The organism is Streptomyces sp. NPDC127190 (genome assembly GCF_042672505.1).
Classification (GTDB): domain Bacteria; phylum Actinomycetota; class Actinomycetes; order Streptomycetales; family Streptomycetaceae; genus Streptomyces.
Window position 1 is genome coordinate 1 of the sequence record NZ_JBHXVE010000035.1, and the last position, 26,510, is coordinate 26,510.

A 26,510-nucleotide genomic window follows, 5' to 3' on the forward strand; every position below is an offset into this window, starting at 1 on the left:
AAAACAAACCCAAAAAAAAAAAAAAAACCTTTTTAATGATAAGGAGAAAAAAGAGATATAAAAATGGAAATTAGTAGGAAGAGTAAGATGTGTATAAGAGACAGGCTGCGGATCATCGGGGCGCTGCTCGCCCTGCTCGTCGTCGCGTTCGGCGCCGTCACCGCCTGGCAGACCAGTGAGCGGGCGGCCGCCGCCGACGACGTGCTGCACCGCAGCCAGCCGCTCTCCTCGGGCGCGGCCGACATCTACCGGTCGCTGGCGGACGCCAACACGGCCGCCTCCAGCGGGTTCCTCTCGGGCGGCCAGGAGACCGCGGCCTCCCGGGAGCGGTACGAGAAGGACATCAGGTCGGCCGCCTCCGGGCTGGTGACCGCCGCGGCGAACGCGGAGCCGGGCTCCGCCTCCGAGGCGACCATCGCCCGGCTGAACCGGCTGCTGCCCGAGTACAAGGGCCTGATCGAGCGGGCCCGGACCTACAACCGGCAGGGCTATCCGGTCGGCGGCGCCTATCTGCGGTACGCCAACGGCAAGATGCAGAAGGAGATGCTGCCGGCCGCGGAGGATCTCTACACCAAGGAGAACCAGCGGCTGGCCGCCGACTACGCGGACGCCACCCCCTTCCCGTGGCCGGCGATCGCGCTGGGCGTGCTCGCGCTCGCCGCGCTCGGCTGGGCCCAGCGCCGTATGTACCGCCGTACCAACCGGGTGCTGAACGAGGGCCTGGTGGCCGCCGCCACCGCCACCACCGTGGCCTTGCTGTGGCTGGTGGTGGGGCACGCGGTGGCCCGCTCGGAGCTGGACGGCTCCTACGACCACGGCGTCCGCTCGCTGACCGTCCTGCACGACGCCCGGATCGCCTCCCTGAAGGCGCGCGGGAACGAGAACCTGAGCCTGGTGGCGCGCGGCGCCGAGACGGTCACGGTCGACGGCGAGACGTACGACGCCTACTACTACGCCTTCGACAAGGACCTGGCCGTGCTCGGCAAGGGCCTGACCCAGGCGGACCGGCTCGCCGACGACCAGGGCGGCCGTACGCCGGTCAAGACGGCCCGGGGCGACATGGCGGTGTGGAAGCAGCGGCACACCGCGGCCCGCACCGAGGACGAGAACGGCAACTACGAACAGGCGCTGGACAAGGTGATCGGCGCCAAGGGCGCGACCGGCGAGTGCTTCGACGGCGTCGACAGCAGCATCGCCCGGGCCATCGCCTACGAGCAGGGCGAGTTCCAGCGGGCCGCCGGTGACGGGCGGGACGCCATGACCGGGCTGCCGGTCGGGGTGGCCGTCCTCGCGGTGCTGGCCGCGGCCGGGGCCGTGGCCGGTATCGGGCGCAGGCTTTCGGAGTACCGGTGACAGGGGGCAGGACGATGGACGCGACCCGTGCGCGGGCCTCCCTGAGAGGGTGGGGCGGGGTCGGCGCGATGGCGGTGCTGTGCGCGCTGGCGCTGGCGTTCGTGCTGCTGCTGCCGCGCACCCAGCGGGCGCCGGAGCAGCCGCAGCGGGCCGGCCAGGGTGTGGCGCACGGCGTCCAGGCCCGCGCCGGCGACTGCACGCCCGGCCAGGAGCAGAACCAGACCCTGGCGCCGTCGGGCGCCGACGGCCCGACCATCGAGGCGATCAAGGCGCGGACGGGCGCCAAGCGCAAGCTGGTCGTCGGTGTCGACCAGAACAGCTACCGCTGGGGCTACCGCAACCCGAACACCGAGGGCGCGGCGCTGGAGGGCTTCGACATCGACCTGGTGCACCGGATCGCACAGGACATCCTCGGCGATCCGGACGCCGTGCAGTTCAAGGCGATCCCGACCAGCCAGCGGATCCCGGCGATCCAGGACGGGCGCGTGGACATGGTCGTACGGACCATGACCATCACCTGCCTGCGGCTGGGCCAGGTCGCCTTCTCCGCCCCCTACTTCAAGACCGGGCAGCAGGTGCTGGCGCCCAAGTCCTCGTCGATCACCGGCTACAACGGCACCCTGGCGCACAAGAGGGTGTGCACGGCCGCCGGTTCGACGGCGTACACCAAGCTGTCCGAGGACCGGAAGACCGGTGTGCTGCCCGCCTCCACCGACATCTCCACCACCGTGCCGAACCAGCTGGACTGCCTGGTCCGGCTGCAACTCGGCGAGGTGGACGCGGTGGTGACCGACGGCGCGCTCGCGGCGAGCCAGGCGGCCCAGGACCCGACCGTCGAGCTGAAGGGCTCGGCGTTCACCACCGAGTACTACGGCGTGGCGATGAAGAAGGACGCCGACGATCTGGTACGCCGGGTCAATCGCATCCTGGTGGACTACCGCGCCGGTGGCTGGCAGGCGTCGTACGACAAATGGCTGTCGGCGACCCTGGGTAAGGACTCCTCGGCGTCCAGACCGCCCGCGCCGCGGTATCTGCGCGGCGGCTGACCCGCACCGACCGGAACACAAGCCAGAGCACATGAGCAGCGAGAGGTGATCGATGGGCGTCACGGACCCCGCCGGGCCGGTGATGGACCGGGACGAGGTGGACCGTGCGCTGGCGCGGCTCGGCCAGGAGCACGAGGCGATCGAGACCTCGCTGCTGGCGCTCCAGGACCACGCGGGCCGCAGACTGCTCGAAGGCGCCGCGCTGACCGGCGTCACCAAGGAACGCTGGCAGGCCACGGAGGAGCGGATCACCCGGCTGTGGGCGTACTTCGACGCCTACGCGGACGCGCTGCGCGCCGCCCGGGAGATCCGGGCCCGGCGCCGCTGGTCCAGCCGCGAGGACCTGGCGGAGCTGACCGAGCTGCTGCGCGGCACGGCCGTCACGGTGCCCGGCGGCGGTGCGGGCCGGCTGGCCGAGAGCTTCTCGCTGGCCGCGCTGGTCGACCGGATGAACGAGCTGTACGCGACCAGCCTGGACCTGGTGGTCGCCGCCGACGCGGTCTGGTCTGCGCTGCCCGCGCGGATCGATTTACTCGCCGCGGAACTCCAGCGCACCCGCGGGCTCGCGCACTCGGTCGGGGTGCGCCCCGGCGAGCACCCGGCCGGCGACGACCTGGAGCGGATCACCCGCACGCTGACCCGGCTGCGCGAGGAGGTCGTCTCCGACCCGCTCGCCTACTGGGTGCCGGCCGAGGGCAGTTCGGCGCCCGGCGGCGGCCGCCCGGACACCACGGTGTACGACCGTGAGGCGCGCGCCCTGGAGGAGGTGCGCCGGGAGATCGACGCCGTGCTGACCGTGCGCCAGGACGCGGAGCAGCGGCTGATCCGGCTGCGGGACGTCCTCTCGCGCGCGGACCGCACCCTCGCCGAGGCGCGGACCGCGCGCGGCGAGGTGCTGGCGAAGATCGCCGCGACCGAGGTGCCGGTGGTCAGCGGCCCGCCGACGGTGCTCCAGGAGCAGCTGGCGGCGGCGGCCGAGTACCGGCGGCAGGGCCAGTGGCACCGCCTGTCCCCGCTGCTGGAGTCGCTGGAGCGCAAGGCGGAGGAGGAACTGCTGCGGGCCCGCGAGCAGTTGACGGCGGTCACCGCGCCGCTCGCGGTCCGGGCCGAGCTGCGCGGCCGGCTCGACGCCTACCGGGCGAAGACCGCCCGGCACGGCCTCGCCGAGGACCCGCTGCTGGTGGAGCGGTACGACACCGCCCGCCGCATGCTGTGGAGCGCGCCCTGCGATCTGCGCGTGGCGGAACAGGCCGTGCTGCGCTACCAGCGGACCGCGGCCGAACTGATCGGCGCGGGCGCACCGGAGGACCGCGGGGAGGACCAGTCATGAGCCAGGCGGGGCAGTCCTGTCAGCGGCCGGGGTGCGAGGGGTCGTACGAGGACGTCGGCGGCGGCGAGCTGTACTGCGACACCTGTGGCCTCGCCCCGGTCGTCTCCGCGTCCGGGATGGTCGGCTCGGCGCCCACGGGGCTCACCCGGGGCTCGGCGCAGAGCGCCGGTTCCCGGGGTTCGGCGCGGACCTCGTCGCAGTCGTCGCGGTCGCGCCGCTCGGTGTCCGGGCGGCTGTCGCGCTCGCTGTCCGGCCGGTCCACCAGCCGTTCGGTGTCGGTGCGCAGTTCGGGTTCGTCGTCGGGGACGTCGACCCGCGGGCGGCTGGGCGCCGGACTGGTGCATGTGCCGCAGGTGCCGCGGCCCGACCCGCGCGCGATGGTGCTGGACAACCCGGAGGTGCCGGAGCGCAAGCGGTTCTGCTCGCGCTCGGACTGCGGGGCGCCGGTGGGCCGCTCCCGGGGCGACCGGCCGGGGCGCACGGAGGGCTTCTGCACCAAGTGCGGGCATCCGTACTCCTTCGTGCCCAAGCTGCGGGCCGGGGACATCGTGCACGGCCAGTACGAGGTGGCCGGCTGCCTCGCGCACGGCGGGCTCGGCTGGATATACCTGGCGGTGGACCGGGCCGTCTCCGACCGGTGGGTGGTGCTCAAGGGCCTGCTGGACACCGGCGACCAGGACGCGATGGCCGCCGCGATCTCCGAGCGGCGCTTCCTCGCGGAGATCGAGCACGCCAACATCGTGCGGATCTACAACTTCGTGGAGCACCTGGACCAGCGCACCGGCTCCCTGGACGGCTACATCGTCATGGAGTACGTCGGCGGCAAGTCCCTGAAGGAGATCGCCAACGCCCGCCGCGGCCCCGACGGCCGCCGGGACCCGCTGCCGGTGGAGCAGGCCTGCGCCTACGGCATCGAGGCCCTGGAGGCGCTCGGCCATCTGCACAGCCGCAACCTGCTGTACTGCGACTTCAAGGTCGACAACGCCATCCAGACCGAGGACCAGCTCAAGCTGATCGACATGGGCGCGGTGCGCCGCGTGGACGACGACGAGTCCGCGATCTACGGCACGGTCGGCTACCAGGCCCCGGAGGTCGCCGAGACCGGCCCGTCGGTGGCGTCCGACCTGTACACGGTGGGCCGTACCCTCGCCGTGCTCAGCTTCGACTTCCAGGGCTACACCCACGTGTACGCCGACTCGCTGCCCGACCCCGACACCATCGAGGTGTTCCGCCGGTACGAGTCCTTCTACCGGCTGCTGGTGCGGGCCACGGACCCGGACCCGGGCCGCCGGTTCGGCTCCGCGCAGGAGATGGCCGAGCAGCTGACGGGTGTGCTGCGCGAGGTGGTCGCGGTGCAGACCGGGCAGCCGCGGCCCGCGCTGTCCACGCTGTTCGGGCCCGAGGTGCGGGTCGTCGACACCGAGCTGTTCCCGCGGTTCGACGGCGAGGTGTCCCGGCTGGGCGCCCGGCCGGTGCGGAAGGCCGGTCCGGCCGCCGCGCCGTCCCCGCCGGCCGCCCTGGTCCGGCCGGTGGACACCGCGGCCGCTGCGCTGGCCCTGCCGGTGCCGCTGGTGGACCCCACGGACCCCAACGCGGGTTTCCTGGCCGGTCTGATGGCCTCCGCCCCGGCCGAGCTGGCCGCCGCGCTGGAGGCGGCGCCCGCCCGGACCGTGGAGACCCGGCTGCGGCAGTTCCGCGCCCGGCTGGAGAGCGGCGACCGGCACACCGCGCTGACCGGCCTGGCCGAGCTGGAGGAGGAGCGGCCCGAGGACTGGCGGGTCGTCTGGTACCGGGGGGTGGCCGCGCTGGTCACCGGCGACTTCGAGGGTGCCGCGCTGTCCTTCGACGCGGTCTACGACGCCTTCCCGGGCGAGACCGCGCCCAAGCTGGCGCTCGGCCTGTGCGCGGAGGTGCTGGGCCAGCTGGACAACGCGGCGGAGTACTACCGCCTGGTGTGGGCGACCGACCCGAGCCAGGTGAGCGCCGCGTTCGGCCTGGCCCGGGTGCAGCTCGCCGCCGGTGACCGGCCGGGCGCCGTACGGACGCTGGAGTCGGTGCCGGAGTCCTCCATCCACTACACGGCCGCCCGGGTGGCCGCCGTCCGGGCCCGGCTCAGAGGCCGTACGGCGAGCGCGGACGACCTGTCGTTCCTGGACGACCTGACGGCCGCGGCCGGGCAGGTGGAGGCGCTCCAGGCGTACGGCCTGGACCCGGCCCGGCGCGAGCAGTTGGCGGCGGAAGTCCTCGGCTGTGCGCTGGACTGGATACTCTCCGGTGGTCAGGCCGGCCGGCCCGCCGCCGGCGGCCGGGTGCTGCTGGGCAGCGGCCTGGACGAGCGGGGTCTGCGCTTCGGCCTGGAGCGCGCCTACCGCACGCTGGCCCGGCTGGCGCCCGGCGGCGAGGAGAGGATCGAACTGGTGGAACGGGCCAACCGTTACCGCCCCCGGACGTGGGTGTAGTTGATGTCGCAGATTCCCCCGCAGGCCGCACTGCCGAAGTGCCCGAGCTGCGCCGAGCCCGTGGAGTCGGGTGATCTCTTCTGCGGAGTGTGCGGGTACGACCTTTCGGTGGTGCCCGCCCCGCAGCAGGACCATCCGACCCTGGCCATCGGCAGCCCCCCGGCGCCCGAACCGGCCCCACCGGCGGGACCGGCGGGACCGGCCGGGCAGACCGGGCCGGCCGAGGCCGTCGGCGGTTCCGGGGTGCGGTTCGACCGGCCCGAGGAGCCCGAGGAGTACCCGCTCCAGGCTCCCGATCCACGTGCGGCGGAGGCCGCGGAGATCACGGGGACCGCGGAGGCCGCCGTACCGGCCGCGGAGCCCGCGCAGGTGTGCGTGGCCTGCCGGGCGGGCCGGGTGGACGACGACGGCTACTGCGAGAACTGCGGGCACGCCCAGCCCCGCGAACGCGACCACATGGAGCGGGAGTCCGGTCCGGTCGCCGCGGTCAGCGACCGGGGTCTGCGCCACCACCGCAACGAGGACGCCTTCACCGTCGGCCACACCGCGCTGCCCGACGCCACCCCGGCCTCCTTCGCGATCGTCTGCGACGGCGTCTCCTCCGCGACCCGCCCCGACGAGGCGTCGGCGGCGGCCGCCCAGGCGGCGGGCGACACCCTGCTGGCCGCGCTGCCGCACGGCAGCCATCCCCAGCAGGCGATGCACGAGGCGATCGTGGCCGCCGCGCAGGCCGTCAACGCCCTGGCCGACGAGCCCGCGGGCGAGCACGAGCACGCCCCGCACCAGAACGCCCCGGCCTGCACGATCGTCGGCGCGGTCGTCGCCGCCGGGCTGCTGGTCGTCGGCTGGGTCGGCGACAGCCGCGCCTACTGGGTGCCCGCCGACCGCTCGGCGCCGGCCGCCCGGCTCACCGAGGACGACTCCTGGGCCGCGCAGATGGTCGCCGCCGGACTGATGAGCGAGGCCGAGGCGTACGCCGACGAGCGCGCCCACGCGATCACCGGCTGGCTCGGCGCGGACGCCTACGAACTCGACCCGCACACCGCCGCCTTCAAGCCGGACCGGCCCGGAGTCGTGGTGGTGTGCACCGACGGCCTGTGGAACTACGCCGAGACGGCCGAGGAGATGTGCGAGGCCGTCCCGGCGGACGCGGCCGTGCGCCCGCTGCACAGCGCCCGGGTGCTGGTCGGGCACGCCCTGGACGGCGGGGGCCACGACAACGTAACAGTGGCGGTCCTGCCGTTCCCCGCGCCGCCGCAGGGGGCAGGATCGGCCTGAGGCCGCCTTCGGGCGACGGGGAGGCCGCACCGGACCGGAGGGGACCGGTCCACTCGACAGCCATGGGTTCAGAGGGGGAGCAGGACAGGCATGGCCAATCTCGTGAAGTCACATGTGCCGCAGTTCTCGATGGACGTCTACCAGAACGAGTACCTGCCGGAGGGCGGGCGCGAGGTCAACGCGATCGTCACGGTGACCGCGACCGGCGGCGGGACCATCGGCAGCGCCGTCGGCGCGCCCGTGCACCCGGCCGGGCAGCGGCCCTCCGCCGCCGTGGCGATCATGGTGGACTGCTCGGGCTCGATGGACTACCCGCCGGACAAGATGCGCAACGCCCGGGACGCCACGGCCGCCGCCGTCGACACCCTGCGCGACGGCACCCACTTCGCGGTGATCGGCGGCACCCATGTGGCCAAGGAGGTGTATCCGGGCGGCGGCCGGCTCGCGGTCGCCGACGCCGTCACCCGCGCCCAGGCCAAGGACGCGCTGCGCCGGCTCGGCGCGGGCGGCGGTACGGCCATCGGCACCTGGCTGCGGCTCGCCGACCGGCTGCTGTCGTCGGTGGACGTCACCATCCGGCACGGCATCCTGCTCACCGACGGCCGCAACGAGCACGAGTCGCCGGAGGACCTGCGGGCCGCGCTCGACGCCTGTGCCGGGCGGTTCACCTGTGACGCGCGGGGCGTGGGCACCGACTGGGAAGTGAAAGAAGTCACAGGGATCGCCTCCGCGCTGCTCGGCACCGCCGACATCGTCGCCGATCCCGCGGGCCTGGCCGCCGACTTCACGGGGATGATGGAGACGGCGATGGGCAAGGAGGTCGCCGACGTCGTCCTGCGGGTGTGGACACCGGTCGGCACGACCATCAGATTCGTCAAGCAAGTCGCGCCCGCGGTCGAGGACTTGACCGGCCGGCGCACCGAGGCGGGTCCGCGCGCCGGGGACTACCCCACCGGGTCCTGGGGCGACGAGTCCCGCGACTACCACCTGTGCGTACAGGTGCCCCCGGCCGGCCTCGGCCAGGAGATGCTGGCCGCGCGGGTCTCGCTGGTCGTCCCACAAGCGGACGGAACGGTACAGAACCTCGGCGCGCAGGGCCTGGTACGGGCGGTGTGGACCGACGACATGACGGCCTCCACCGCCATCAACCCCCAAGTCGCCCACTACACCGGTCAGGCCGAACTGGCACAGGTCATCCAGCAAGGGCTCGATCTCCGCAAAGCGGGCGATTTCGATGGGGCAACGGCCAAACTGGGGCGGGCGGTTCAGCTGGCCAACGTCTCGGGGAACGCGGATACTGCGAAACTGCTTGCGAAGGTGGTGGACGTGGTCGACGCCGCGACAGGTACTGTGCGGTTGAAGACGAGGGTCGCCGAGGCCGACGAGATGACGCTGGAGACCCGGTCCACCAAGACTGTTCGTGTGAAGAAGTGACCCTGTACCGACCTGTACCGACCCTGGAAGCGTAGGAGAAGGGGAAGCGCCGACATGCCGACCTGCCCGAACGGACACCAGTCGGGTTCCGACGACTGGTGCGAGGTCTGCGGTCACCGCATGGCCGGTGCCGTACCTCCGCCCCCGCCGCCGCCCCCGCCCGCCGGCGGGTACGGCTTCCCGCCGCCCGCGGGCGGCGCCGGTGCGCCGGGTGGCGGACGGCCGCCGGTGTCCGCCGTACCCGACCCGGAGCCGGAGCTGTGCCCGCAGTGCCGTACGCCCCGCGAGGGCGGCGCGCCCTTCTGCGAGGAGTGCCGGTGGAACTTCCTGACCAACACGGCCACGTCCTACACCCCGGCCGCCCCGCGCCCGCCGCAGCCCCGCTTCCAGCCGCCGAGCGCGACGTACGGCGGCGGTGACGGGTACGAGTACCAGGGCTCGCGGCCCTCGCAGGTGAACCGGCCGGCCGAGCCGATCCCGTCCTTCGGCAGCGAGCCCTCGGGCCCGACGCCGTTCCGCGGCCCGCAGACCTCACCGGGCCCGGGCAGCGCCCCGCCCTTCGGCGGCCCGCCTGCCTCCGGCTTCGGAGCGGGCGGCGGTCAAGGTGGCCAGGGTGGTCCCGGTGGCCAGGGTGGTCCGGGTGGCTTCGGGGGCGGCCCGCAGGGTGGTCCGGGTGCGCCCGGTGCGCCCGCTGCTCCGGGGAGTCCGTCCGGCACCGGCGGCTTCGGCGGCGGACCCGGGCAGCCGAACCAGCGGCCCGGTCAGGGACCCGCCGGCCCCGGTGGGCCTGGCGGTCCGGGTGGGCCTGGTGGTCCTGGTGGCTTCGGCGGCCCCGGTCGTCCGGGTGGCCCCGGTGGTCCCGGTGGCTTCGGCGGTCCTTCCGCGCCTCCGTCCGGCGGCCCGCAGCCCTCGGGCCCGCAGCCTTCCGGCCCCGCGCCTTCCGGGCCGGCGCCTTCCGGGCCGGCGCCTTCCGGCCCGCCGCCCTTCGGCCGTGAGGCCGGTCCGTCCGGCTTCGGCGCCGACCCCTCGCGTCCGGTTCCGCCGCCGCCCGCTCCGGCCCCGCCCGCCGGGGGCCCCGGCACCGGTCCCGGCGGCGGCCCGCAGGCGTTCCGGCCGGCCGGCCCGCCGGCCCCGCCCGCGTTCCCGGAGACCGGCCGTCCGCCGGCCGGGGGTCCGTCGGGTCCCGGCGGTCCGTCCGGTGGCCCCTCCTTCGGGGGCGGTGACGACGACTGGGTGATCCCCCCGCCGTCCTCCACCGGCCCGGCCGGCGGTCCGCAGCGCGGTCCCGGCGGCGGTTACGGCTACCCGCCGCCCGGCGGCAACCAGGCACCGGCCGCCCCCGGCTTCCCGCAGGCACCGCAGGCTCCGCAGCAGCGGGGCCCGTGGACCGCCACCATCGGCCCGGACCGCGAGTACTTCATGGCGATGATGCAGCGCTCCGGCCCCGAGGCCGCGGGCCTGAACCTGCCCGCGTACTCGCCCGAGCAGCAGCGCACGCTCACCGGCGACCAGATCACCATCGGCCGCCGCCGGCACTCCACCGGCGACACCCCCGACATCGACCTGTCGGTGCCGCCGGAGGACCCGGGCGTCTCGCACCAGCACGCGGTGCTCGTGCAGCAGCCGGACGGCAGCTGGGCGGTCGTCGACCAGAACTCGACGAACGGCACCACGGTCAACATGTCCGAAGAACCGATCCAGCCGTTCGTGCCGGTGCCGTTGCAGGACGGCGACCGGGTACACGTGGGCGCCTGGACGACGATCACCGTCCGCCGCGGCTGACGGCGGCGCCGGACACGTCTCACGGGAGGGGCCAGCGATACGGCCCCTCCGGGTCGTCCAGCCACGCCCAGGCGTGCGCGCCGGCGACCGTGACGCCGTACCTCTCCCGGTCCGGGCGGCCCTCGCGCTCCCACAGCGCGTAGGCCTCCCGCGGATCGAGGGCGCCCCGGGTCAGCGCGAGCAGGAAGCGGAACGGCTCCTGCTCGCGGGCCGGGGCCGGCAGGCCGCGCAGCGGCACCGGGTCCGGCTCGGGCCGGCCCCCGCCGCGCAGCGGTACGAAATAGGCGGCCGTGGGCAGGAACCTGCCCTCGGCGTGCTCCCGGTCCCGCACCGTCAGCACCAGCAGCCCGGTCGCCAGCGGCGTCAGCACCCGCGCGCCGGGACGGCACTGGGCGAGCCAGGGGCGCGGCACCGTGGGCAGTTCACAGGTGGCGATGATCCGGTCGAAGGGGGCGCGCTCGGGTACCCCGCGCGCTCCGTCGCCGGTGACCACGACCGGGTGGCAGCCCGCGGCGGCCAGGTGCTGCCGGGCCGACTCGGTGATCTCCGGTTCGAGTTCGACGGAGGTGACGAGGTCGTCGTCGCCGAGCCGGTGCGCGAGCAGGGCCGCGTTGTAGCCGGTGCCGGCACCCACCTCCAGGACCCGGTCGCCGTCCTCGACGCGCAGCTCGACCAGCATCCGCGCCATCAGGGAGGGCTGGCTGCTGGAGGAGAGCAGCTCGCCGTCGCGCAGCCGGGTGGCCAGCGGTACGTCCTCGTAGGCGCCCTTCAGCCAGCGCTCGCGGGCCTCGGGCTCGGGACTCTCGCCCCAGCGGCGCTCGTAGCCGCGCGCCCCGGCCACGTAGTAGTACGGCACGAACAGGTGCCGGGGGACGGCCGCGAACGCCTCCCGCCACACCGGGTCCCCGGCCCATGCCCCGTCGGCGTCGATCTCCCGCACCAGCGCGGCCCGCGCCGCGGCGGCCGGACCCTCGGTCTCGGCGTCGTAGGCACCCATGGCTCCACAGTAGGGGTGTCCGGTGGGCAGGGGTCCTAAGGCCGGAGTCCTCCGCCACCGCGTCTGAGACCATGGACGGGTGAATGAGATTCGGCGCGGCACGCTTCAGGAGCAGACCTTCTACGAGCAGGTCGGCGGGGAGGAGACCTTCCGTCGGCTGGTCCACCGTTTCTACGAGGGAGTCGCCGGGGATCCCCTCCTGCGGCCGATGTACCCGGAGGAGGACCTGGGCCCGGCCGAGGAGCGGCTGGCCCTGTTCCTGATGCAGTACTGGGGCGGTCCCACCACCTACAGCGACAACCGCGGCCATCCCCGGCTGCGGATGCGGCACGCCCCGTTCACGGTGGACCGCGCGGCGCACGACGCCTGGCTGCGGCACATGCGGGTGGCCGTGGAGGAGCTGGGGCTGTCCGAGGAGCACGAGCGGACGCTGTGGAACTACCTGACGTACGCTGCCGCGTCGATGGTCAACACCCCGGACTGAGGACGAAGCCGTTGCGCCGGGCTCAGCGGACGGTGACGGCCGGAGCCGGGCAAGGGGTGATGCCCGGGCTCAGCGGACGGTGAGGGCCGGGGGTGATGCCCGGGCTCAGCGGACGGTGACGCCCAGCGTGCCGAGCCCGGCCCGGCGTACGGCGACGGACCCGTAGGGGGTGCGCAGCCGCAGCCACGCGCCCGAGGTGAACAGCCCGGTGCCGGCCTCGGTCGTACCGGGCCGCAGGAAGCCCAGGGACTGGGCCGCGTGCACAGCCCGTACCGGAAGTCCGGTGGCCGCGATCTCCCGGGACCAGATGTCCCGCCCGATGGCGTCCAGCTCGGCCCGGGTCCGTGCCTCGGGCGCCAGCCCGGCGGTGCGCGAGCGGAACTCGCTCACCGCGGCGGAGACGGTCGCCCGCAGCACGTCCGGCGCGGGCAGGCCCGGCACCGGCCGCCAGCCGCCGCGCGGCGGCAGCACACCGGCCCACGGCGGCCCGGTGACCGCGCCCGGCACGGCCGCGGTGGCCGCCCGTTCGGACACGGACTCCAGGAACTCGCCGGCGGAGACGGTCATGTCGAGGGTGACGTCGAGACCGTCCTCGTACGGCTTCGCCAGCCGGACCGCGCGGACCGCCAGCACCTCGAAGGACGGGGGGCGGCCGAAGACGGCCAGTGCGGTGCCGGCCGCCTGGAGGCGCACCGCTGCTCCACGGTCGTAGTGGAGCAGCCGGGAGAGGAAGGCGGCGAGGTCCGCCGCCTCCGTCTCGTCGGCGAGGTGGAGCACCGTCATGCGGCGACGGCCTCCGACTCGTCGGCCTCGTCCATGTACCGCTCCAGGAACTCCCGCTCCTCGCCGGTGATCCGGCGCGGCCGCTGGGTCTCGAAGTCGAAGGGGACGACGACGGTGGAGGCCCGCACGTACACGACGTCCCCGTCCTTCACCTCGTACGAGACGGTGAAGGACGCGGCCCGGATCTGGGTGATCCACAGCTCCACGTCCACCGGCCGGGGCCGGTGGACGAGCTGCTGCTTGTAGTCGATCTCATGGCGGGCCACCACCGACCCCTGCCGGAAGTCCTTGTCCGGACCGGACAGGAAGTCGATCCGGGCCTCTTCCAGGTAGCGCAGGAAGACCGCGTTGTTGACATGGCCGTACGCGTCCATGTCCGACCAGCGCAGCGGGCAGGGATAGATATGGCGCAAGACCGATCAGCCCCGGGTCAGCTTCTTGTAGGTGGCGCGGTGCGGACGCGCGGCGTCCGGGCCCAGGCGCTCGATCTTGTTCTTCTCGTACGACTCGAAGTTGCCCTCGAACCAGAACCACTTCGACTCACCCTCGTAGGCGAGGATGTGCGTCGCGACCCGGTCCAGGAACCAGCGGTCGTGGGAGACGACCACGGCGCATCCGGGGAAGTCCAGCAGCGCGTTCTCCAGGCTGGACAGCGTCTCGACGTCGAGGTCGTTGGTCGGCTCGTCGAGGAGCAGCAGGTTGCCGCCCTGCTTCAGGGTCAGCGCCAGGTTGAGCCGGTTGCGCTCACCGCCGGACAGGACGCCGGCCGGCTTCTGCTGGTCCGGGCCCTTGAAGCCGAACGCGGACACGTACGCCCGGCTCGGCATCTCGACCTGGCCGACGTTGATGTAGTCGAGCCCGTCGGACACGACCTCCCACAGCGTCTTCTTCGGGTCGATGTTCTCGCGGCTCTGGTCGACGTACGAGATCTTGACGGTCTCGCCGACCTTGATGTCGCCGGAGTCCGGGGTCTCCAGACCCTGGATCATCTTGAACAGGGTGGTCTTGCCGGCGCCGTTCGGGCCGATGACGCCCACGATGCCGTTGCGCGGCAGCGTGAAGCTGAGGCCGTCGACGAGGACCTTCTCACCGAAGGCCTTGCTCAGCTTCTCGACCTCGACGACGACGTTGCCCAGGCGCGGGCCCGGCGGGATCTGGATCTCCTCGAAGTCCAGCTTCCGCATCTTCTCCGCCTCGGCGGCCATCTCCTCGTACCGCGCGAGACGGGCCTTGGACTTGGCCTGCCGCCCCTTGGCGTTGGAGCGCACCCACTCCAGCTCTTCCTTGAGCCGCTTCTGCCGCTTGGCGTCCTTCTGGCCCTCGACCTTGAGACGGGTGGCCTTGGTCTCCAGGTAGGTGGAGTAGTTGCCCTCGTAGGGGTACGCGCGGCCGCGGTCCAGCTCGAGGATCCACTGGGCGACGTTGTCCAGGAAGTACCGGTCGTGGGTGATGGCCACGACCGTGCCCGGGTACTTGGCCAGGTGCTGCTCCAGCCAGTTCACCGACTCGGCGTCGAGGTGGTTGGTGGGCTCGTCGAGCAGCAGCAGGTCGGGGGCCTCGAGCAGCAGCTTGCAGAGCGCGACGCGGCGCTTCTCACCACCGGAGAGGTTGGTGACCGGCCAGTCACCCGGGGGGCACCCGAGGGCGTCCATGGCCTGCTCCAGCTGGGCGTCGAGGTCCCAGGCGTTGGCGTGGTCCAGCTCCTCCTGGAGCTTGCCCATCTCGTCGAGCAGCGCGTCCGAGTAGTCGGTCGCCATCAGCTCGGCGATCTCGTTGAACCGGTCGAGCTTGCCCTTGATCCCGGCGACGCCGTCCTGGACGTTCTCCAGGACGGTCTTCTCCTCGTTCAGCGGAGGTTCCTGGAGCAGGATGCCCACGCTGTAGCCCGGCGACAGGAACGCGTCACCGTTCGACGGCTGCTGGAGTCCCGCCATGATCTGGAGGACGGTCGACTTACCGGCGCCGTTCGGCCCGACGACACCGATCTTCGCGCCCGGCAGGAAGCTCAGGGTGACGTCGTCGAGGATCACCTTGTCGCCGTGCGCTTTGCGCGCCTTGCGCATGGTGTAGATGTACTCAGCCAAGAGAAACCGTCCGGCAACTTGAAATCTGGCAGTGGGCAGATACACCCCATCTTGCCTGAACGCCAGGCTTGGGTGTTAACCCGTTCGGTGCGGGGGCTGTGACCTGGGGCTTCGGTCGGAGCGACGGTGGCTCGTCTGTCACTGTCGGTCGCCGTTGGGTGGCCTCGGGCACCCTCGCACCGCCCAGGGACGGCCCGGGAAGCGGGGGTCCCCGCCGGCACCGCGCCGGGCTATCGTGCCGCTGTGACCAGCGCAGCGGAGCGCCCCATCCTCTTCCTCGACGTCGACGGTCCGCTCATCCCGTTCGGGGGGTCCTACGGCTCCCCGGCGTCTGCCGCTCAGGGCAACCCGCTGCTCGACCGGCTCGATCCCGGGATCGGACCGCGCCTCCTCGCCCTGGGCTGCCCTCTCGTATGGGCCACAACGTGGTTGGAGGACGCGAACGAGGCCGTCGCTCCGCGCCTCGGGCTGCCGGCGCTTCCCGTGGTGCGGTGGCCGGAGGACTGCGCCGACGGCGGCCCCCGCGGCCTGCACTGGAAGACCCGCCCTCTCCTCGAGTGGGCCGGCCGCCGGCCGTTCATCTGGGTCGACGACGAGATCGGCGCCCTGGACCGCCTCTGGGTCACCGCCCAGCACCCCGCGCCCTCCCTGCTCCATCGCGTCGACCCGACCGCGGGCCTCGGGGACGCCGACTTCTCGGCGCTGGCCGACTGGCTCGCCGCCGAGGGGTTCGGTCATGGGTCGCAGTGGGCGGCGGACCGGATGTCAGTGGGCTGATGTTCACTGAGCGGCATGGAGGACTGGGGAGCGGGCCGCGCCGTCTCGGAGATCATCCGTTCGTCCGCTGCGGGCGGGCTGCCGGCGGTTTTCGAGGCGCCGGAGGGTATGGGGTTCCAGGAGCTGGTCGCCGAGGTGGCGCGGTGGGCGGGGCAGCCCCGCAATCTCGCCATGGGCGGCTACGTCGACCCGACGCTGACGGAGCGCACCGGGCTGCCGCTCGTCGAGCCGTTCGGGGATGAGCTGCTCGACTTGCGGGGCTGGGGGCGCCAGGCCCACTGGATCGGCTGCGGCCGGGTCGGCGCCTCGGGCGGGGAGCGGGTGGTCGTGGTGGTCGCGCGACGAGCCGATCCCGCGTTCACCGGGTTGCCCGAGGGGGGCTCCTGGGGCGAGAGGCTGTGCGCCCTCACCGGCTGGGAGCCGGTGCCGCGTCCGGCGGTCGACTGGGCCGCCGTGGAGGCCGATCTGGGCACCGCGCTGCCGGCCGACTACAAGGAGATCGTCGGCCTCTTCGGCCCGGGCGGCTTCGACGACTATGTCGATCTCCTGATCCCCGGGGTCCTGGGTATGGACCTCGTGGTCTGGGCCAGGACCGCCGCTCAGTACAGCGGCCTCTTCGAACCCTACGACTGCTACCCGGCGCCGCAGGGGCTGCTGCGGTGGGGCTCGTCGGAGCAGGAGCTGGACTTCGTCTGGCAGACCGGGGTGGGCGACGGCCCCGACGACTGGCCTGTGCTGGTGGGCGAGTTCGGCGCATGGGAACGGTACGACTGCGGGATGGGCGAGTTCCTCGTCCGGATGCTCGCGGACGTGCAGTACGGGTTTCCCACCTGCCGCCTGCCCGGTCACTACTTCCGGAGCCTCGACTCGGAGCCCTTCGAGGACTGACACGGGCGGCCCGTGCGTCAGGCGTCGTGCTGTTCCCGCTTGCGGAGGATCACCAGGACCGCGCCTCCGATCACCACGAAGCCGATGGCCACGCCCGCGATCACCGGGGTGAGGGCGGAGCCGCCGGTCGAGGCGAGGTTGGTGTCGGGGGCCATGGTGCCGCCCACGGAGGCGGGGCTGGGGTTGTTCTGGATCTCGGTGGTCTGCGTGGTGATCGCGCCCTGGGTCTTGCAGTCGAGGACGCCGGTGAAGCGGCGGCTGAAGCCGTTCGGGCCGGTGACCGTGAAGTCGTAGGCCTGGTCCTCCTGGAGCGGCACCGTCACCGTGCGGGTCGCGCCCGCGGGGATCGTGTGCTCGACCCCCATCAGCTGGAAGGTGAAGGGCTGGTCGCCCTTGTCGCTGACGAGGATGTCCAGGGCGCCCTTGGCGCAGTTCTTGTGGGCGGAGACGGCCGGTATGGCGCCCTTGGCGGCCCAGGCGGCGGTCACGGTCGCGGAGACCGTGGACTCGCTGGACCCGGCCAGGATCTGGGTCTGGCTGCGGCTGTCGGAGGTGAAGGCGCGGCCCACCGGCACGGTGGTGGAGGCCTGCACGGTCAGCTGCGCCGTGCCGCCCGCCGCGTCCTGGGGGATGTCGAAGTAGAGGCGGCTGCCGTCCTGTGCGGAGGTGAGCACCTTGCCGGTCTTGTCGATGATCCGCACCCCGCTGGTGGCGGCGTCGGCCGGCGGGACCACCGTGACCCCGCTCGCGTTGGTGTGCACGGTCACCGGTCCGAGCACATCGCCCGGCCGGCCGGAGACCGCGGGCGGGTCCAGGCTGAGCGAGGGCTGCGGCTCACCGGTGTTCCGGGCGCCCTTCTCCAGGTAGTCGGCGAGCTTCTCGGCCTGCGGATCGACGGCGTCCACCTTCGCGCCGTCCGTGTAGCGCCAGATGGCCACCTGGGTGCCGGCCGCCGCGTCCTGCTCGGTGAGGGTGCCCGCACCGGCCTTCCGGGCGAGCGCGGCCAGGTCGTTGACCTGCGGATAGGAGTTCTGGAGGATCCAGCGGACCCGGCCCGCGTTCCGGTTCGTCCCCAGCGAGGTGCCGCTCCAGGAGGTCTCCTGGTAGTGGGCACCGCGCTGGGTGGGGTTGTGCAGGTCGACGCAGTACGTCTGAAGGGTGCCGCCGCCGTCCACGGACATCTCGAACAGCCCCGCGGCCACCCGCTGGTCGCCGCCGTCCGCGTGGATCACCGCCTCGCCGAAGGTCTTCAGGCCGTCGATCGTGGCCGTCGCTCCGCCCTCGGTCTGCGGTGTGGTGTCGGCCGCGGCCGTACCGGCACCGGACAGCAGTCCGGCCGCCACCAGACCGGTCACCGCGGTGGTCCCGGCCAGGCGGGACAGCACGGCGGACCGGCAGAACCCAGACAGCGCAGCAAGCACAGAATTCCCCTTCGAGCAGGACCAGTTGGCTGTGGGGGGACGGTCCCACCTGCAGAATCGGCAACCCCTAGGGGCATGCCCGGCATCCTATGGACCGGGCGGGACCTCTCCCGCCGGTCCGATCGTCCGATGGCGGATCCGATCCGTAATCGTTATCGCCGGGACGGCCGGTGATCTGGGCTTATCGACAAATCCACCGGTTCGTACCAGCAGTTGAGGGTGGAACCGTCCGCGAGCCGGGAGCGGTGGCGGTCAGCGGCAGGACCCTGCCTGGAGTACGCGCCCGTCGGCTGACGTCACGTCACTGGTGCTGGTTCCTCGGCTGGTTGGGACTTCTCGGCCTCCTCCGGACGCGGTGTCTCCCAGTTCGGTTCCGGGCGGGGCGGGCCCGTCGGGGGTGCCTCCGGCTTGGCCGCGCGGCGGAAGAGGGCGGTGCCACGCGACAGGTCGTGGCCGATCGCGACGGCGTCGATGTCGGCGGACGCCCACTGCTGCTGCCCCTCGCGCACTTCCGTACGCACCTTCAGCCGGCCCTGGACGACGACGGGCTGGCCCACCTCCACCGACGCGGCCACATTGGCCGCGAGCTGGCGGTTGGCCCACACCGTGAAGAAGTTGGTGTGGCCGTCCGTCCAGGCGCTCCTCTCCCGGTCCCAGTAGCGCTGGGTCACCGCCAGCCGGAACCGGGCCGACGGTCCCGCCGCCAGCTCGCGATAGGCGGGCTGCGTCGCCACATTGCCCACCACACAGACGATCGTCTCGTTCATGATTCGCTCCCCTCCCCCGTCCGGCATCCTCCGGCCGGGCGGACACGCGTACGGGCCCGTCCCGTACGGCTGCGTCTGCCGTGCCGGCGCCTACGGTCGCCGCGGCTCTGCGCCCTGCGCTTCCGCACCCGATCCGTACACGCCCGCACGTCCCGCCGACCGCACCGCGCCCGCCGTATCCCGTATCTGCCGGCCGGGTCCGCCGTGCGATCGCCGTGACCTCAGACTGCCTCCGCCGGGCCGGGCCCGCTGAGCGCTGTGGACACCCCCGCGCCTGTGGACAACTCCGCCACCCGGACGGGTGAAAGCCCTCCCCCGCGTTGGTGATTCACCCTCCGTCACGCCCGGCCGCGGCCCTCACCTCACCTCACCCCAGCCCCGGTCCCGGCCGCGGTCCCGGCTGCTCCGCTCCGTACGACGCGGCCGTACTGCTCCCGCACCTCCCGGTATCGCAGCAGCTCGGCCGCCAGCGGATCCAGCACCCTGGCCCGGCCGCAGCTCGCCGCGGCCTCCCGCAGCCGCCGTTCCGCATCCTGGCCGTAGCGCCGTGCCGGGCCTCTGGCCGCGATCCGGCAGCCCCACTCGACCAGCGGACCGCCGGCGATCCCGCACACCATCAGCAGCACCGGAACCCCCAGGTTCGGCGCCATGACACCCACGATCTGGCCGGTCAGCCACAGCCCGCCCACGATCTGCAACAGCGTCATCGCCGCCTGGACCAGTACCGCGACCGGCCACCAGCCCGGCCGCGGCGGCCGCCCCGGCGGCAGTCCGGCGCGTGCGGCGAGCTGGTCCAGCGCCTCCGGCAGGCCGTGTGCGCCGCGCACCGCCGCCTCGCGCACCGCCTGCGCCCAGGGCGCCGGCAGTCCGGCCGAGGCCCGGTCGGCCACCGTACGGACCGCCTGTTCCACGCGCTGCCGGGCGGTGGCCTCCTCGTCCGGCTGCTGGCGTACGAGGTGCCGGCCGGTCGCCGAGCCGCCCCGCCGCTGGTACCAGCGCCACAGCCGCAGCCAGGGCGTGCCGCACGCCCGGTTGGCGTTGCGCAGCCAGGCGCGCTCGGCCGCCTCGCCCGCCGCCGTCGCGCCGACCGCGTCCGCGAGCCGAGCGGCGAACTCCTCCCGGGCCTCCTCGCTGAGCCCGACCCGGCGCCCGGTGGTGTAGACGGGGCGCAGCTCGGCCGCCGCGGCGTCCACGTCGGCCCCGACACGCCGGGCGGCGGCGCCGCGCTCGGCCACGAACTGGCCGAGTGCCTCGCGGAGATCGCCGACGCCCTCGCCGGTGAGCGCGGACAGCGCGAGCACGGTGGCGCCCGGTTCGTCGTACTCGCCGAGCGCGATGCCGTCCTCGTCCAGCAGTCGCCGCAGATCGTCAAGCACCTGGTCGGCGGCGTCGCCGGGCAGCCGGTCGACCTGGTTGAGGACGATGAACATGATCTCCGCGTGGCCCGCCATGGGCCGCAGGTAGCGCTCGTGGAGGACCGCGTCGGCGTACTTCTCCGGGTCCACCACCCAGATCACCGCGTCGACCAGCTTCAGCACCCGGTCGACCTGCTCGCGATGCTCCACGGCGGCGGAGTCGTGGTCGGGCAGGTCGACCAGGACGAGACCGCGCAGCTGCGCCTCGGACTCCGGGCTGTGCAGGGGGCGGCGGCGCAGCCGGCCCGGGATGCCCAGCCGGTCGATGAGGCCCGCGGCGCCGTCGCTCCAGCTGCACGCGATGGGTGCGGCCGTGGTGGGACGCCGGACGCCGGTCTCCGAGATGGCCACCCCGGCCAGGGAGTTGAACAGCTGCGACTTGCCGCTGCCGGTGGCGCCCGCGATGGCGACGACCGTGTGCCGGCCGGACAGCTTGCGCCGCGCGGCCGCCTCGTCCAGCACGCGGCCCGCCTCGGCGAGGGTACGGCTGTCCAGGCGGGCCCGGGAGAGTCCGACCAGCTCGCGCAGGGCGTCCAGGCGGGAGCGGAGGGGTCCGTCGTAGGCGAGCGGGACCGGGTTCTGGCCGCCCGGGCCGCGGCTCGTGACCTCCAGGGCGGCCCGTTCGGCGGCGAGGGCGGCGGCGGTGACCTCGGTGACCCGCCGGGCGATCAGACCGTCGTCCCAGGCCTCGGCGGAGTCGCGGTCGCTGGAGTCCCGGTCGGTGGAGTGGCGGGCGAGGGAGTGGCGGGCGAGGGAGTGGCGGTCGGGGCCGGTGTCCGTGTCGGCCGGCGCGTCTGCTGAATCCGCCGAACTCGCCGAACTCGCCAAACTTGCCGAACTCGCCGAACTCGCTGGTCTCGCTGAATCCGCTGCGTCCGAGGTGGGGCGGGGGGCCGGCCCTGGGGGGTGCGGGGGCTGGGGGATGGCCGGATGGATGCCGGGGGGCTGGGGAGCCGGATCGGTCTGGTCGCCGGTGAGGTCGTCGCTGTGCTTGTCGGTGTACTTGTCGCTGGGCTTGTCGTGCGCTCTCTCGGGGGACTTTTCCAGCACGGGCTTCTTCTCGGCCGCGGGCTTCTCATCGGCCGCGGACAGGTCGGACGCCACAGGCCGGTCAGCGGGTACGAGGCCGTCGGGCTGGGGGGTTCCCTCCCGGCCCCCTGCATCCTCCACGCGCGCGTGCTCCGCGCCGCCCTCCCCGCCGGTGGCCGGAGCCTCACCGGACTTCGGGAGGGCGTCGGGCTCCCCGGCCGGATGACCGATGGTGTCACTGCCGTACGCACTGCCCTGAGGGCCGTGCTTGCCCTGATTGCAAGAGTTGCTGCGGTGCTCGGTGGGCCCCATGTGATCGGTGTGCTCCGTGTGGTCGTGGTCAGTGAGGGCGGTCACCGGTCACCTCTCCTTTTGCAGTACTGACAGCGCGGCGATCAGTTCGGCCTGGGGCTCGGGATGGACGTCCAGGGCGTCGAGCGGGGCGAGCCGCCGTTCGCGTTCGGCGTGCAGGACGCGGTCCACGTGCTCGTTGAGCAGCCGCCCGGCCCGGTCCCGCAGCCGCAGCGCACCGTGCGCACCGAGCCGCTCGGCGAGCCCCTCGCCCGCGCTGCGCGCCCGCCGGCCGCCCAGCAGCGCGGTGGCGACCAGCGCGGCGACGGCCTCGGCGTCGGGCGCGACGGTCCGTTCCAGTTCGCGCACCTCGTCCTCGGCGTACTCCTCCAGCTCGCGCCGCCAGCGCCGTACCGCGATCCCGATGCGGTGCTCGGCGTTCTCCGGGGAGGCGTCGCGCTCGGCGAGCGAGGGGGCGTCCGCGGCGGGCTCGCGGCGCCAGGCCTCGTCCACGCGCTCGTCGGCGGCCGTGACGGCGCACAGCAGCAGCGCGGCGAGGCTCTCCACGAGGGCGTCGAGCAGCTCGCCGGCGGCGCAGTCCAGCGGGAAGGCGCGCCAGCGCTTGAGGGCGTCCCCGGCGAGTACGGCGCCGGACTGGAGCCGGCCGCGTACCCGCGCGTGCTCGCTGTCGTAGGCGGCCTCCACGGCCGAGGTGAGCCGGAGGGCGGCCGCGTACTGGGCGGCGGCGGCGCTGGCCAGCTCGGGCATGCGCGTGTTGAGGGAGTCGAGGATGCCCTGGGCGGTACGGGCCATGACCTGGTGCCGGGCGGCGGGGTCCTGGGCATGGTGGACGAGCCAGTTCCGCAGAGGCGCGACGGCACTGGCGGGCAGCAGCCCGGCACCCCACGCGGACTCGGGCAGCTCCGGCACGGTGAAGCGGGGTACGTCGCCGAGTCCGGCCTTGGTGAGCAGGGCGCCGTACTGCCGGGAGACCTCGGAGACGACCTGGTGGGGCACCCGGTCCAGGACGGTGACGAGGGCGGCGTCGTACTCCTTGGCGGTGCGCAGCAGATGCCAGGGCACGGCGTCGGCGTAGCGGGCGGCCGTGGTGACCATGATCCAGATGTCGGCGGCGCAGATCAGCTCGGCGGCGAGGACACGGTTGTCGGCGACGAGGGAGTCGATGTCGGGGGCGTCGAGGAGGGCCAGGCCCCGCGGGAGGGTGTCGGCGGTCTCGACGCGCAGCACGCGCGTGGGTTCGTCGCCGGAGAGCAGGAAGTCGTCACCGGCGTCCTCCTGGGGCACCCACACGCGCGCGAGATCGGGCAGCACGCGCATGCCGCTGAACCAGTGATGATCCTCCGGATGGCAGACGAGGACGGGCGTCCGCGTGGTGGGCCGCAGCACGCCCGCCTCGCTCACCCGGCGTCCGACGAGGGAGTTGACGAGGGTGGACTTGCCCGCGCCCGTGGAGCCGCCGACGACGGCCAGCAACGGCGCCTCGGGCTCCCGTAGGCGGGGTACGAGGTAATCGTCGAGCTGCGCGAGGAGTTCGTCGCGGTTGGCACGCGCGCGTGGGGCCCCGGCCAGGGGCAGCGGAAAGCGTGCGGCGGCGACACGGTCGCGCAGAGCGGAGAGTGTGTCGAGCAGCTGAGGCCGAACGTCCAAGGTCACCACATGCGAAGAATGCCCAATTTTAGGGGAATTCTGAAGCATATGGCGTTGTCTGCGCGCCGACGGCACAGAAGGGGCAGAAGGGACTAGTGGGACACGGGCGCGGCCCAGGCATAACGAGTGCACAACACCCGGTGGCGCCGGACGCCAAAAGCACTGCACGATTCGTACCTGCCTGCGATTATCAGGACCGCTTCACCGAACCTCCACATCGAGCCACGGAGGCGAAGCGACAGGGTCGAGGAACAGGGAGCTTTATCCTTGGTCCCGTCCACCAGGCCCCCGTAGCTCAGCGGATAGAGCAGGCGCCTTCTAAGCGCTTGGCCGCAGGTTCGAGTCCTGCCGGGGGCGCCGCGACAGCCCTCCCACCTGGGAGGGCTTTTTGCTGGTCAGGGCGGGTTCGGGGTGGCGCGCCGCGGTCTTGGACGGCCCCTTGGTGATCAAGGAGAGACCCCGAGCAGCTCCGGCTGCCCCCAAGCTTTCACGGGCGCTCGTGTCGCCTGCGCGCCGGAGTCCTCGACCGGTGCAAGATCAGCCAGCACCCGGCAGCTCCGTGTCCGGGAGATCGCCCGCGGCTTCCAGCCGCCGCTTCAGGTCCGGCAGCTGCCCGTCGATGCACCGGGCGTACGTCGCCAGCAACACGGCGACGCTGTTCCCGGCCCACTCGGCCACCTGGGCACCGTGAGCGTCTCGCCCTCCGCACGGCCCTTCAGGTCGCGTTGCACGCGGATCCGCCCCGCGCGTCGGTCCACTGCTTCCCGACCTCCGGAGTCGCCGTGTGGATCAGCAGCTCGCACCACTGGTCGCCGACGCCAGGCTCGGGCAGGTCACGTCCTCCACCCACATGGCGACGGCTACCTCGGGCCGGGGGCCGCAGTAGTACAGCGTGACGAAGAAGGCGTGGAGCCGCTTGCCGCCGCACGGCCGGCGCCGTATCCAGTCGAGGATGGCCGCCGTCTGCTCGGGGTTCAGCAGCGACCGCTTGTCCATGTGGGCATCGCGAGTCCACTGCCGTCTCCTTGCTCACTCCTCAGGATCAGCGAGCGCATGATCGAGGCCTCGTGATGAGACTGCCGGACGCCTTGAACCGCATGGCCTGCACATCCACAGCCACGACGACGAGCACCTCATCCCAGGGAAATAAAGGCCTTCTCTCCTCCCAACAAGGCAACTCGCTCCGCTCACCGCGCGCAAGGCAGCCGACCGGCCCGCCCGCACAGCAATCAGTCGCCTTCCCGTCGGAGAAGGGGTACGTCGTGGCAACATGCGCTCAGCTAGAGGTAGGGGCAAAATAATAGTAGATCTGATTTGCACGACCAGGCGGAAGCTGGTATGGCGACGATAGGCGACGCCGCAGGCCGCGTCATTGCCAGGCGCTACCGATTGCTGGGCAACCTAGGCGCCGGTGGTATGGGTCGTGTCTGGCTCGCCCATGACCAGGAGCTGGACTGCGAAGTCGCCCTCAAGGAACTAGCCCTCCCACCAGACCTCTCTGAACACGAGCTGAATGCACGCATCGCCAGAGCCCGCAGCGAGGCACGGCACGCAGCACGACTCCGCGGTAATCCTCACGTGATTACCGTGTATGACTGCGCCGTCGACGAGGATTTGCCGTGGATCGTCATGGAGTACGTGCCTGGTGCGCGAGATCTTGAGGCAGTGGTCCGCGATGACGGTCCGGTGTCGCGAGCTGTTACGGCTCGTATTGGCCTGGCTCTACTTGATGCTTTGACTACGGGCCATCAGTTGCACATTCTGCACCGGGATGTCAAGCCATCGAACGTCTTGGTCACCAGTCTCGACCCTCACGACGTCAGCAGTGCAGGGGATGGACGGATACTTCTGACCGACTACGGCATTTCGCTTCGGGAGGACGCCGGTGAGCCTCGCTTGACCACGGTCACGGGAATCATCGGGACCCCCGGTTACCTGGCTCCGGAACGTGCCCGCGGTGAGGACCCGACGCCCGCATCGGACATATTCTCACTCGGAGCGACTCTCTACTTTGCGGTCGAGGGGCGAGGCCCCTTTGACCGTGGCACTCCCGTCGGCACGCTCACCGCACTGCTCACCGAAGACCCCACGCCACCACGCCGAGCGGGCAACCTGGCGCCCATCCTTCTGGAGCTGCTAGCGAAAGACCCGGCCCAGAGACTTCGCCCCGACGCAGCAACAGACCTGCTCACGCGACTCACAACCGAAGGCCCACGAACGCTACAGACAACCGTCACACAGACCAGCCACCCCGCGGCAAAGCACTCGAACTCAAAGCAGCATCCAGTCAACTCTCATATGCCAACATTGCGTTGGCCGCAGCAGCGTAAATCAGCCGAAGACAGACCCGGTCGAGCGAAGAAGCGAATTTCCCGCCGCGCAATTTTCCTCACAGCGGCAACACTTGCCGTCGGCCTGGTTTCATGGTTGACAGTAACGCTTGGTTCCACAACACAGCCACCCAATTCCAGGCCGCCACAAAGCCCCTCGGTGGCTGGCCCTCTTAAACCATACGGAGACGCCGTCGGACTGCTACAGGAGTTGCGCCCCGGCGACTGTGTTACAGTTCACTGGAGAAGTGGAAAATTCACAGAACTACCACAACTGACTCTGGTGGACCGCACGAACGATATCCCTGACGGGCAAGTGCTAGCGTCCGATGTCGCCACATCGGTCTCGGACGCCCAAGCTAATGGCTATAACCGATGCATGTCAGACGTGAAGGACACGGTCAACGCAATGGCCGATGCCCAGCCCTACTCATTGCCACCAACAGACCAGGGTTGGCGAAACGGGGTACACAAAACCGCCTGCCTAGTCTTCGACAAAACGGTACCCATAACCGGAGATGTGGGTAAATTCCGTAAACTAGGAGAACAGATCTACCTACAGAACTCGCAGATCGGTGACTGCTATGTCGACCAAACAGATAAATCGGGCAACATTACCGCCTCTTATCTGGCTAAATGCAGCTCGCCTCATGATGAGCAAACGGTAGGCTTCGTAAAGGTTCCCGCAACGACCCCGTACAAGACGGCCAACGATAACAGTACAGCACTCTGTCAGCGACGCTACCGCACCTACAGGACGGGAAATTACGATCTACTCGCCGGAATGAATGACCAGAGTGATTGGAATTCAGGCTTTCGGTATATTCAATGTGATGTTTATCGAATCGACAATCAGAAACTTACCTCCAGCCTCATACCAGCTTCACCATAGGC

The 26,510-nt window shown here is 72.0% G+C and carries 21 protein-coding genes and 1 tRNA gene; 12 read left to right on the top strand and 10 right to left on the bottom strand.

The window, feature by feature from the left end; translation table 11 throughout:
- The first annotated feature begins 87 nt into the window (after positions 1 to 87).
- From ACFVIU_RS34630 to ACFVIU_RS34660, 7 genes are all read left to right on the top strand, one after another.
- The gene (locus tag ACFVIU_RS34630; protein ID WP_385847454.1) at positions 88 to 1,353 is read left to right on the top strand and encodes a hypothetical protein; all 1,266 of its coding nucleotides are present in this window, start codon (positions 88 to 90) and stop codon (positions 1,351 to 1,353) included.
- A 14-nt stretch (positions 1,354 to 1,367) separates the two neighbouring features.
- Positions 1,368 to 2,399, top strand: a complete 1,032-nt coding sequence (locus ACFVIU_RS34635; protein WP_385847456.1) for a glutamate ABC transporter substrate-binding protein — start codon at positions 1,368 to 1,370, stop codon at positions 2,397 to 2,399.
- A 52-nt stretch (positions 2,400 to 2,451) separates the two neighbouring features.
- Positions 2,452 to 3,729: a hypothetical protein gene (locus ACFVIU_RS34640; RefSeq protein ID WP_385847457.1), complete on the top strand. Its 1,278-nt coding sequence runs from the start codon at positions 2,452 to 2,454 to the stop codon at positions 3,727 to 3,729.
- The gene (locus ACFVIU_RS34645) at positions 3,726 to 6,188 is read left to right on the top strand and encodes a tetratricopeptide repeat protein (RefSeq protein WP_385847458.1); all 2,463 of its coding nucleotides are present in this window, start codon (positions 3,726 to 3,728) and stop codon (positions 6,186 to 6,188) included. The genes ACFVIU_RS34640 and ACFVIU_RS34645 overlap by 4 nt, the downstream gene beginning before the upstream one ends.
- A 3-nt stretch (positions 6,189 to 6,191) precedes the next feature.
- Entirely contained in the window at positions 6,192 to 7,466 is a 1,275-nt protein-coding gene (locus ACFVIU_RS34650) for a PP2C family serine/threonine-protein phosphatase (protein ID WP_385847460.1), read from the top strand.
- Positions 7,467 to 7,556: 90 nt separating this feature from the next.
- Complete coding sequence (locus tag ACFVIU_RS34655; RefSeq protein ID WP_385847461.1) at positions 7,557 to 8,900, top strand: VWA domain-containing protein; 1,344 nt, start codon at positions 7,557 to 7,559, stop codon at positions 8,898 to 8,900.
- Positions 8,901 to 9,128: 228 nt separating this feature from the next.
- Positions 9,129 to 10,682, top strand: coding sequence for an FHA domain-containing protein (locus tag ACFVIU_RS34660; RefSeq protein WP_385847540.1), 1,554 nt, complete (start codon positions 9,129 to 9,131; stop codon positions 10,680 to 10,682).
- A 19-nt stretch (positions 10,683 to 10,701) separates the two neighbouring features.
- On the opposite strand, the gene ACFVIU_RS34665 is transcribed toward ACFVIU_RS34660, so the two are convergent.
- Positions 10,702 to 11,679 (bottom strand): methyltransferase domain-containing protein, encoded by a 978-nt coding sequence (locus ACFVIU_RS34665; RefSeq protein WP_385847463.1) that lies wholly within the window; start codon positions 11,677 to 11,679, stop codon positions 10,702 to 10,704.
- Positions 11,680 to 11,758: 79 nt separating this feature from the next.
- Between ACFVIU_RS34665 and ACFVIU_RS34670 the strand changes: the two genes are divergently transcribed.
- Positions 11,759 to 12,163 (top strand): globin, encoded by a 405-nt coding sequence (locus ACFVIU_RS34670; RefSeq protein ID WP_385847465.1) that lies wholly within the window; start codon positions 11,759 to 11,761, stop codon positions 12,161 to 12,163.
- A gap of 105 nt (positions 12,164 to 12,268) precedes the next feature.
- Here ACFVIU_RS34670 and ACFVIU_RS34675 read toward each other — a convergent pair whose 3' ends face one another.
- From ACFVIU_RS34675 to ettA, 3 genes are read right to left on the bottom strand one after another with little or no spacing between them, the layout of a single operon-like run.
- Positions 12,269 to 12,946: a hypothetical protein gene (locus ACFVIU_RS34675; RefSeq protein ID WP_385847466.1), complete on the bottom strand. Its 678-nt coding sequence runs from the start codon at positions 12,944 to 12,946 to the stop codon at positions 12,269 to 12,271.
- On the bottom strand, positions 12,943 to 13,359 hold the full coding sequence (locus tag ACFVIU_RS34680; RefSeq protein WP_385847467.1) for an acyl-CoA thioesterase: 417 nt from the start codon (positions 13,357 to 13,359) through the stop codon (positions 12,943 to 12,945). Before ACFVIU_RS34680 ends, ACFVIU_RS34675 begins: the two co-directional genes overlap by 4 nt.
- A gap of 6 nt (positions 13,360 to 13,365) precedes the next feature.
- Positions 13,366 to 15,030 carry an energy-dependent translational throttle protein EttA gene (ettA, locus tag ACFVIU_RS34685; RefSeq protein WP_385847468.1) on the bottom strand — a complete coding sequence of 555 codons (1,665 nt, stop codon included), beginning with the start codon at positions 15,028 to 15,030 and terminating at the stop codon, positions 13,366 to 13,368.
- Between the two features lie 243 nt (positions 15,031 to 15,273).
- Between ettA and ACFVIU_RS34690 the strand changes: the two genes are divergently transcribed.
- Together ACFVIU_RS34690 and ACFVIU_RS34695 are read left to right on the top strand one after the other, a co-directional pair.
- Positions 15,274 to 15,807: a hypothetical protein gene (locus ACFVIU_RS34690; RefSeq protein WP_385847469.1), complete on the top strand. Its 534-nt coding sequence runs from the start codon at positions 15,274 to 15,276 to the stop codon at positions 15,805 to 15,807.
- 15 nt (positions 15,808 to 15,822) lie between these two features.
- Complete coding sequence (locus tag ACFVIU_RS34695) at positions 15,823 to 16,695, top strand: hypothetical protein (RefSeq protein ID WP_385847471.1); 873 nt, start codon at positions 15,823 to 15,825, stop codon at positions 16,693 to 16,695.
- 17 nt (positions 16,696 to 16,712) lie between these two features.
- On the opposite strand, the gene ACFVIU_RS34700 is transcribed toward ACFVIU_RS34695, so the two are convergent.
- The 4 genes from ACFVIU_RS34700 to ACFVIU_RS34715 form a co-directional block, all read right to left on the bottom strand.
- Positions 16,713 to 18,068 (bottom strand): Cys-Gln thioester bond-forming surface protein, encoded by a 1,356-nt coding sequence (locus tag ACFVIU_RS34700; RefSeq protein WP_385847541.1) that lies wholly within the window; start codon positions 18,066 to 18,068, stop codon positions 16,713 to 16,715.
- A 344-nt stretch (positions 18,069 to 18,412) separates the two neighbouring features.
- Positions 18,413 to 18,883, bottom strand: a complete 471-nt coding sequence (locus ACFVIU_RS34705; RefSeq protein WP_385847472.1) for a single-stranded DNA-binding protein — start codon at positions 18,881 to 18,883, stop codon at positions 18,413 to 18,415.
- Between the two features lie 362 nt (positions 18,884 to 19,245).
- A complete protein-coding gene (locus tag ACFVIU_RS34710; RefSeq protein WP_385847473.1) occupies positions 19,246 to 21,684 on the bottom strand; it encodes a GTPase in 2,439 nt (812 codons plus the stop codon).
- 3 nt (positions 21,685 to 21,687) lie between these two features.
- Positions 21,688 to 23,295, bottom strand: coding sequence for a dynamin family protein (locus ACFVIU_RS34715; RefSeq protein ID WP_385847475.1), 1,608 nt, complete (start codon positions 23,293 to 23,295; stop codon positions 21,688 to 21,690).
- A 275-nt stretch (positions 23,296 to 23,570) separates the two neighbouring features.
- Here ACFVIU_RS34715 and ACFVIU_RS34720 point away from each other — a divergent pair.
- Positions 23,571 to 23,643: transfer RNA gene (locus ACFVIU_RS34720), tRNA-Arg, on the top strand.
- Between the two features lie 180 nt (positions 23,644 to 23,823).
- Here ACFVIU_RS34720 and ACFVIU_RS34725 read toward each other — a convergent pair.
- Both ACFVIU_RS34725 and ACFVIU_RS34730 read right to left on the bottom strand, forming a co-directional pair.
- Positions 23,824 to 23,964 (bottom strand): integrase, encoded by a 141-nt coding sequence (locus tag ACFVIU_RS34725; protein WP_385847477.1) that lies wholly within the window; start codon positions 23,962 to 23,964, stop codon positions 23,824 to 23,826.
- Between the two features lie 111 nt (positions 23,965 to 24,075).
- Positions 24,076 to 24,282 carry a hypothetical protein gene (locus tag ACFVIU_RS34730; RefSeq protein ID WP_385847478.1) on the bottom strand — a complete coding sequence of 69 codons (207 nt, stop codon included), beginning with the start codon at positions 24,280 to 24,282 and terminating at the stop codon, positions 24,076 to 24,078.
- A 342-nt stretch (positions 24,283 to 24,624) separates the two neighbouring features.
- On the opposite strand from ACFVIU_RS34730, the gene ACFVIU_RS34735 reads away from it, so the two are divergent.
- The gene (locus tag ACFVIU_RS34735) at positions 24,625 to 26,508 is read left to right on the top strand and encodes a protein kinase (RefSeq protein ID WP_385847479.1); all 1,884 of its coding nucleotides are present in this window, start codon (positions 24,625 to 24,627) and stop codon (positions 26,506 to 26,508) included.
- Positions 26,509 to 26,510 lie beyond the last annotated feature (2 nt).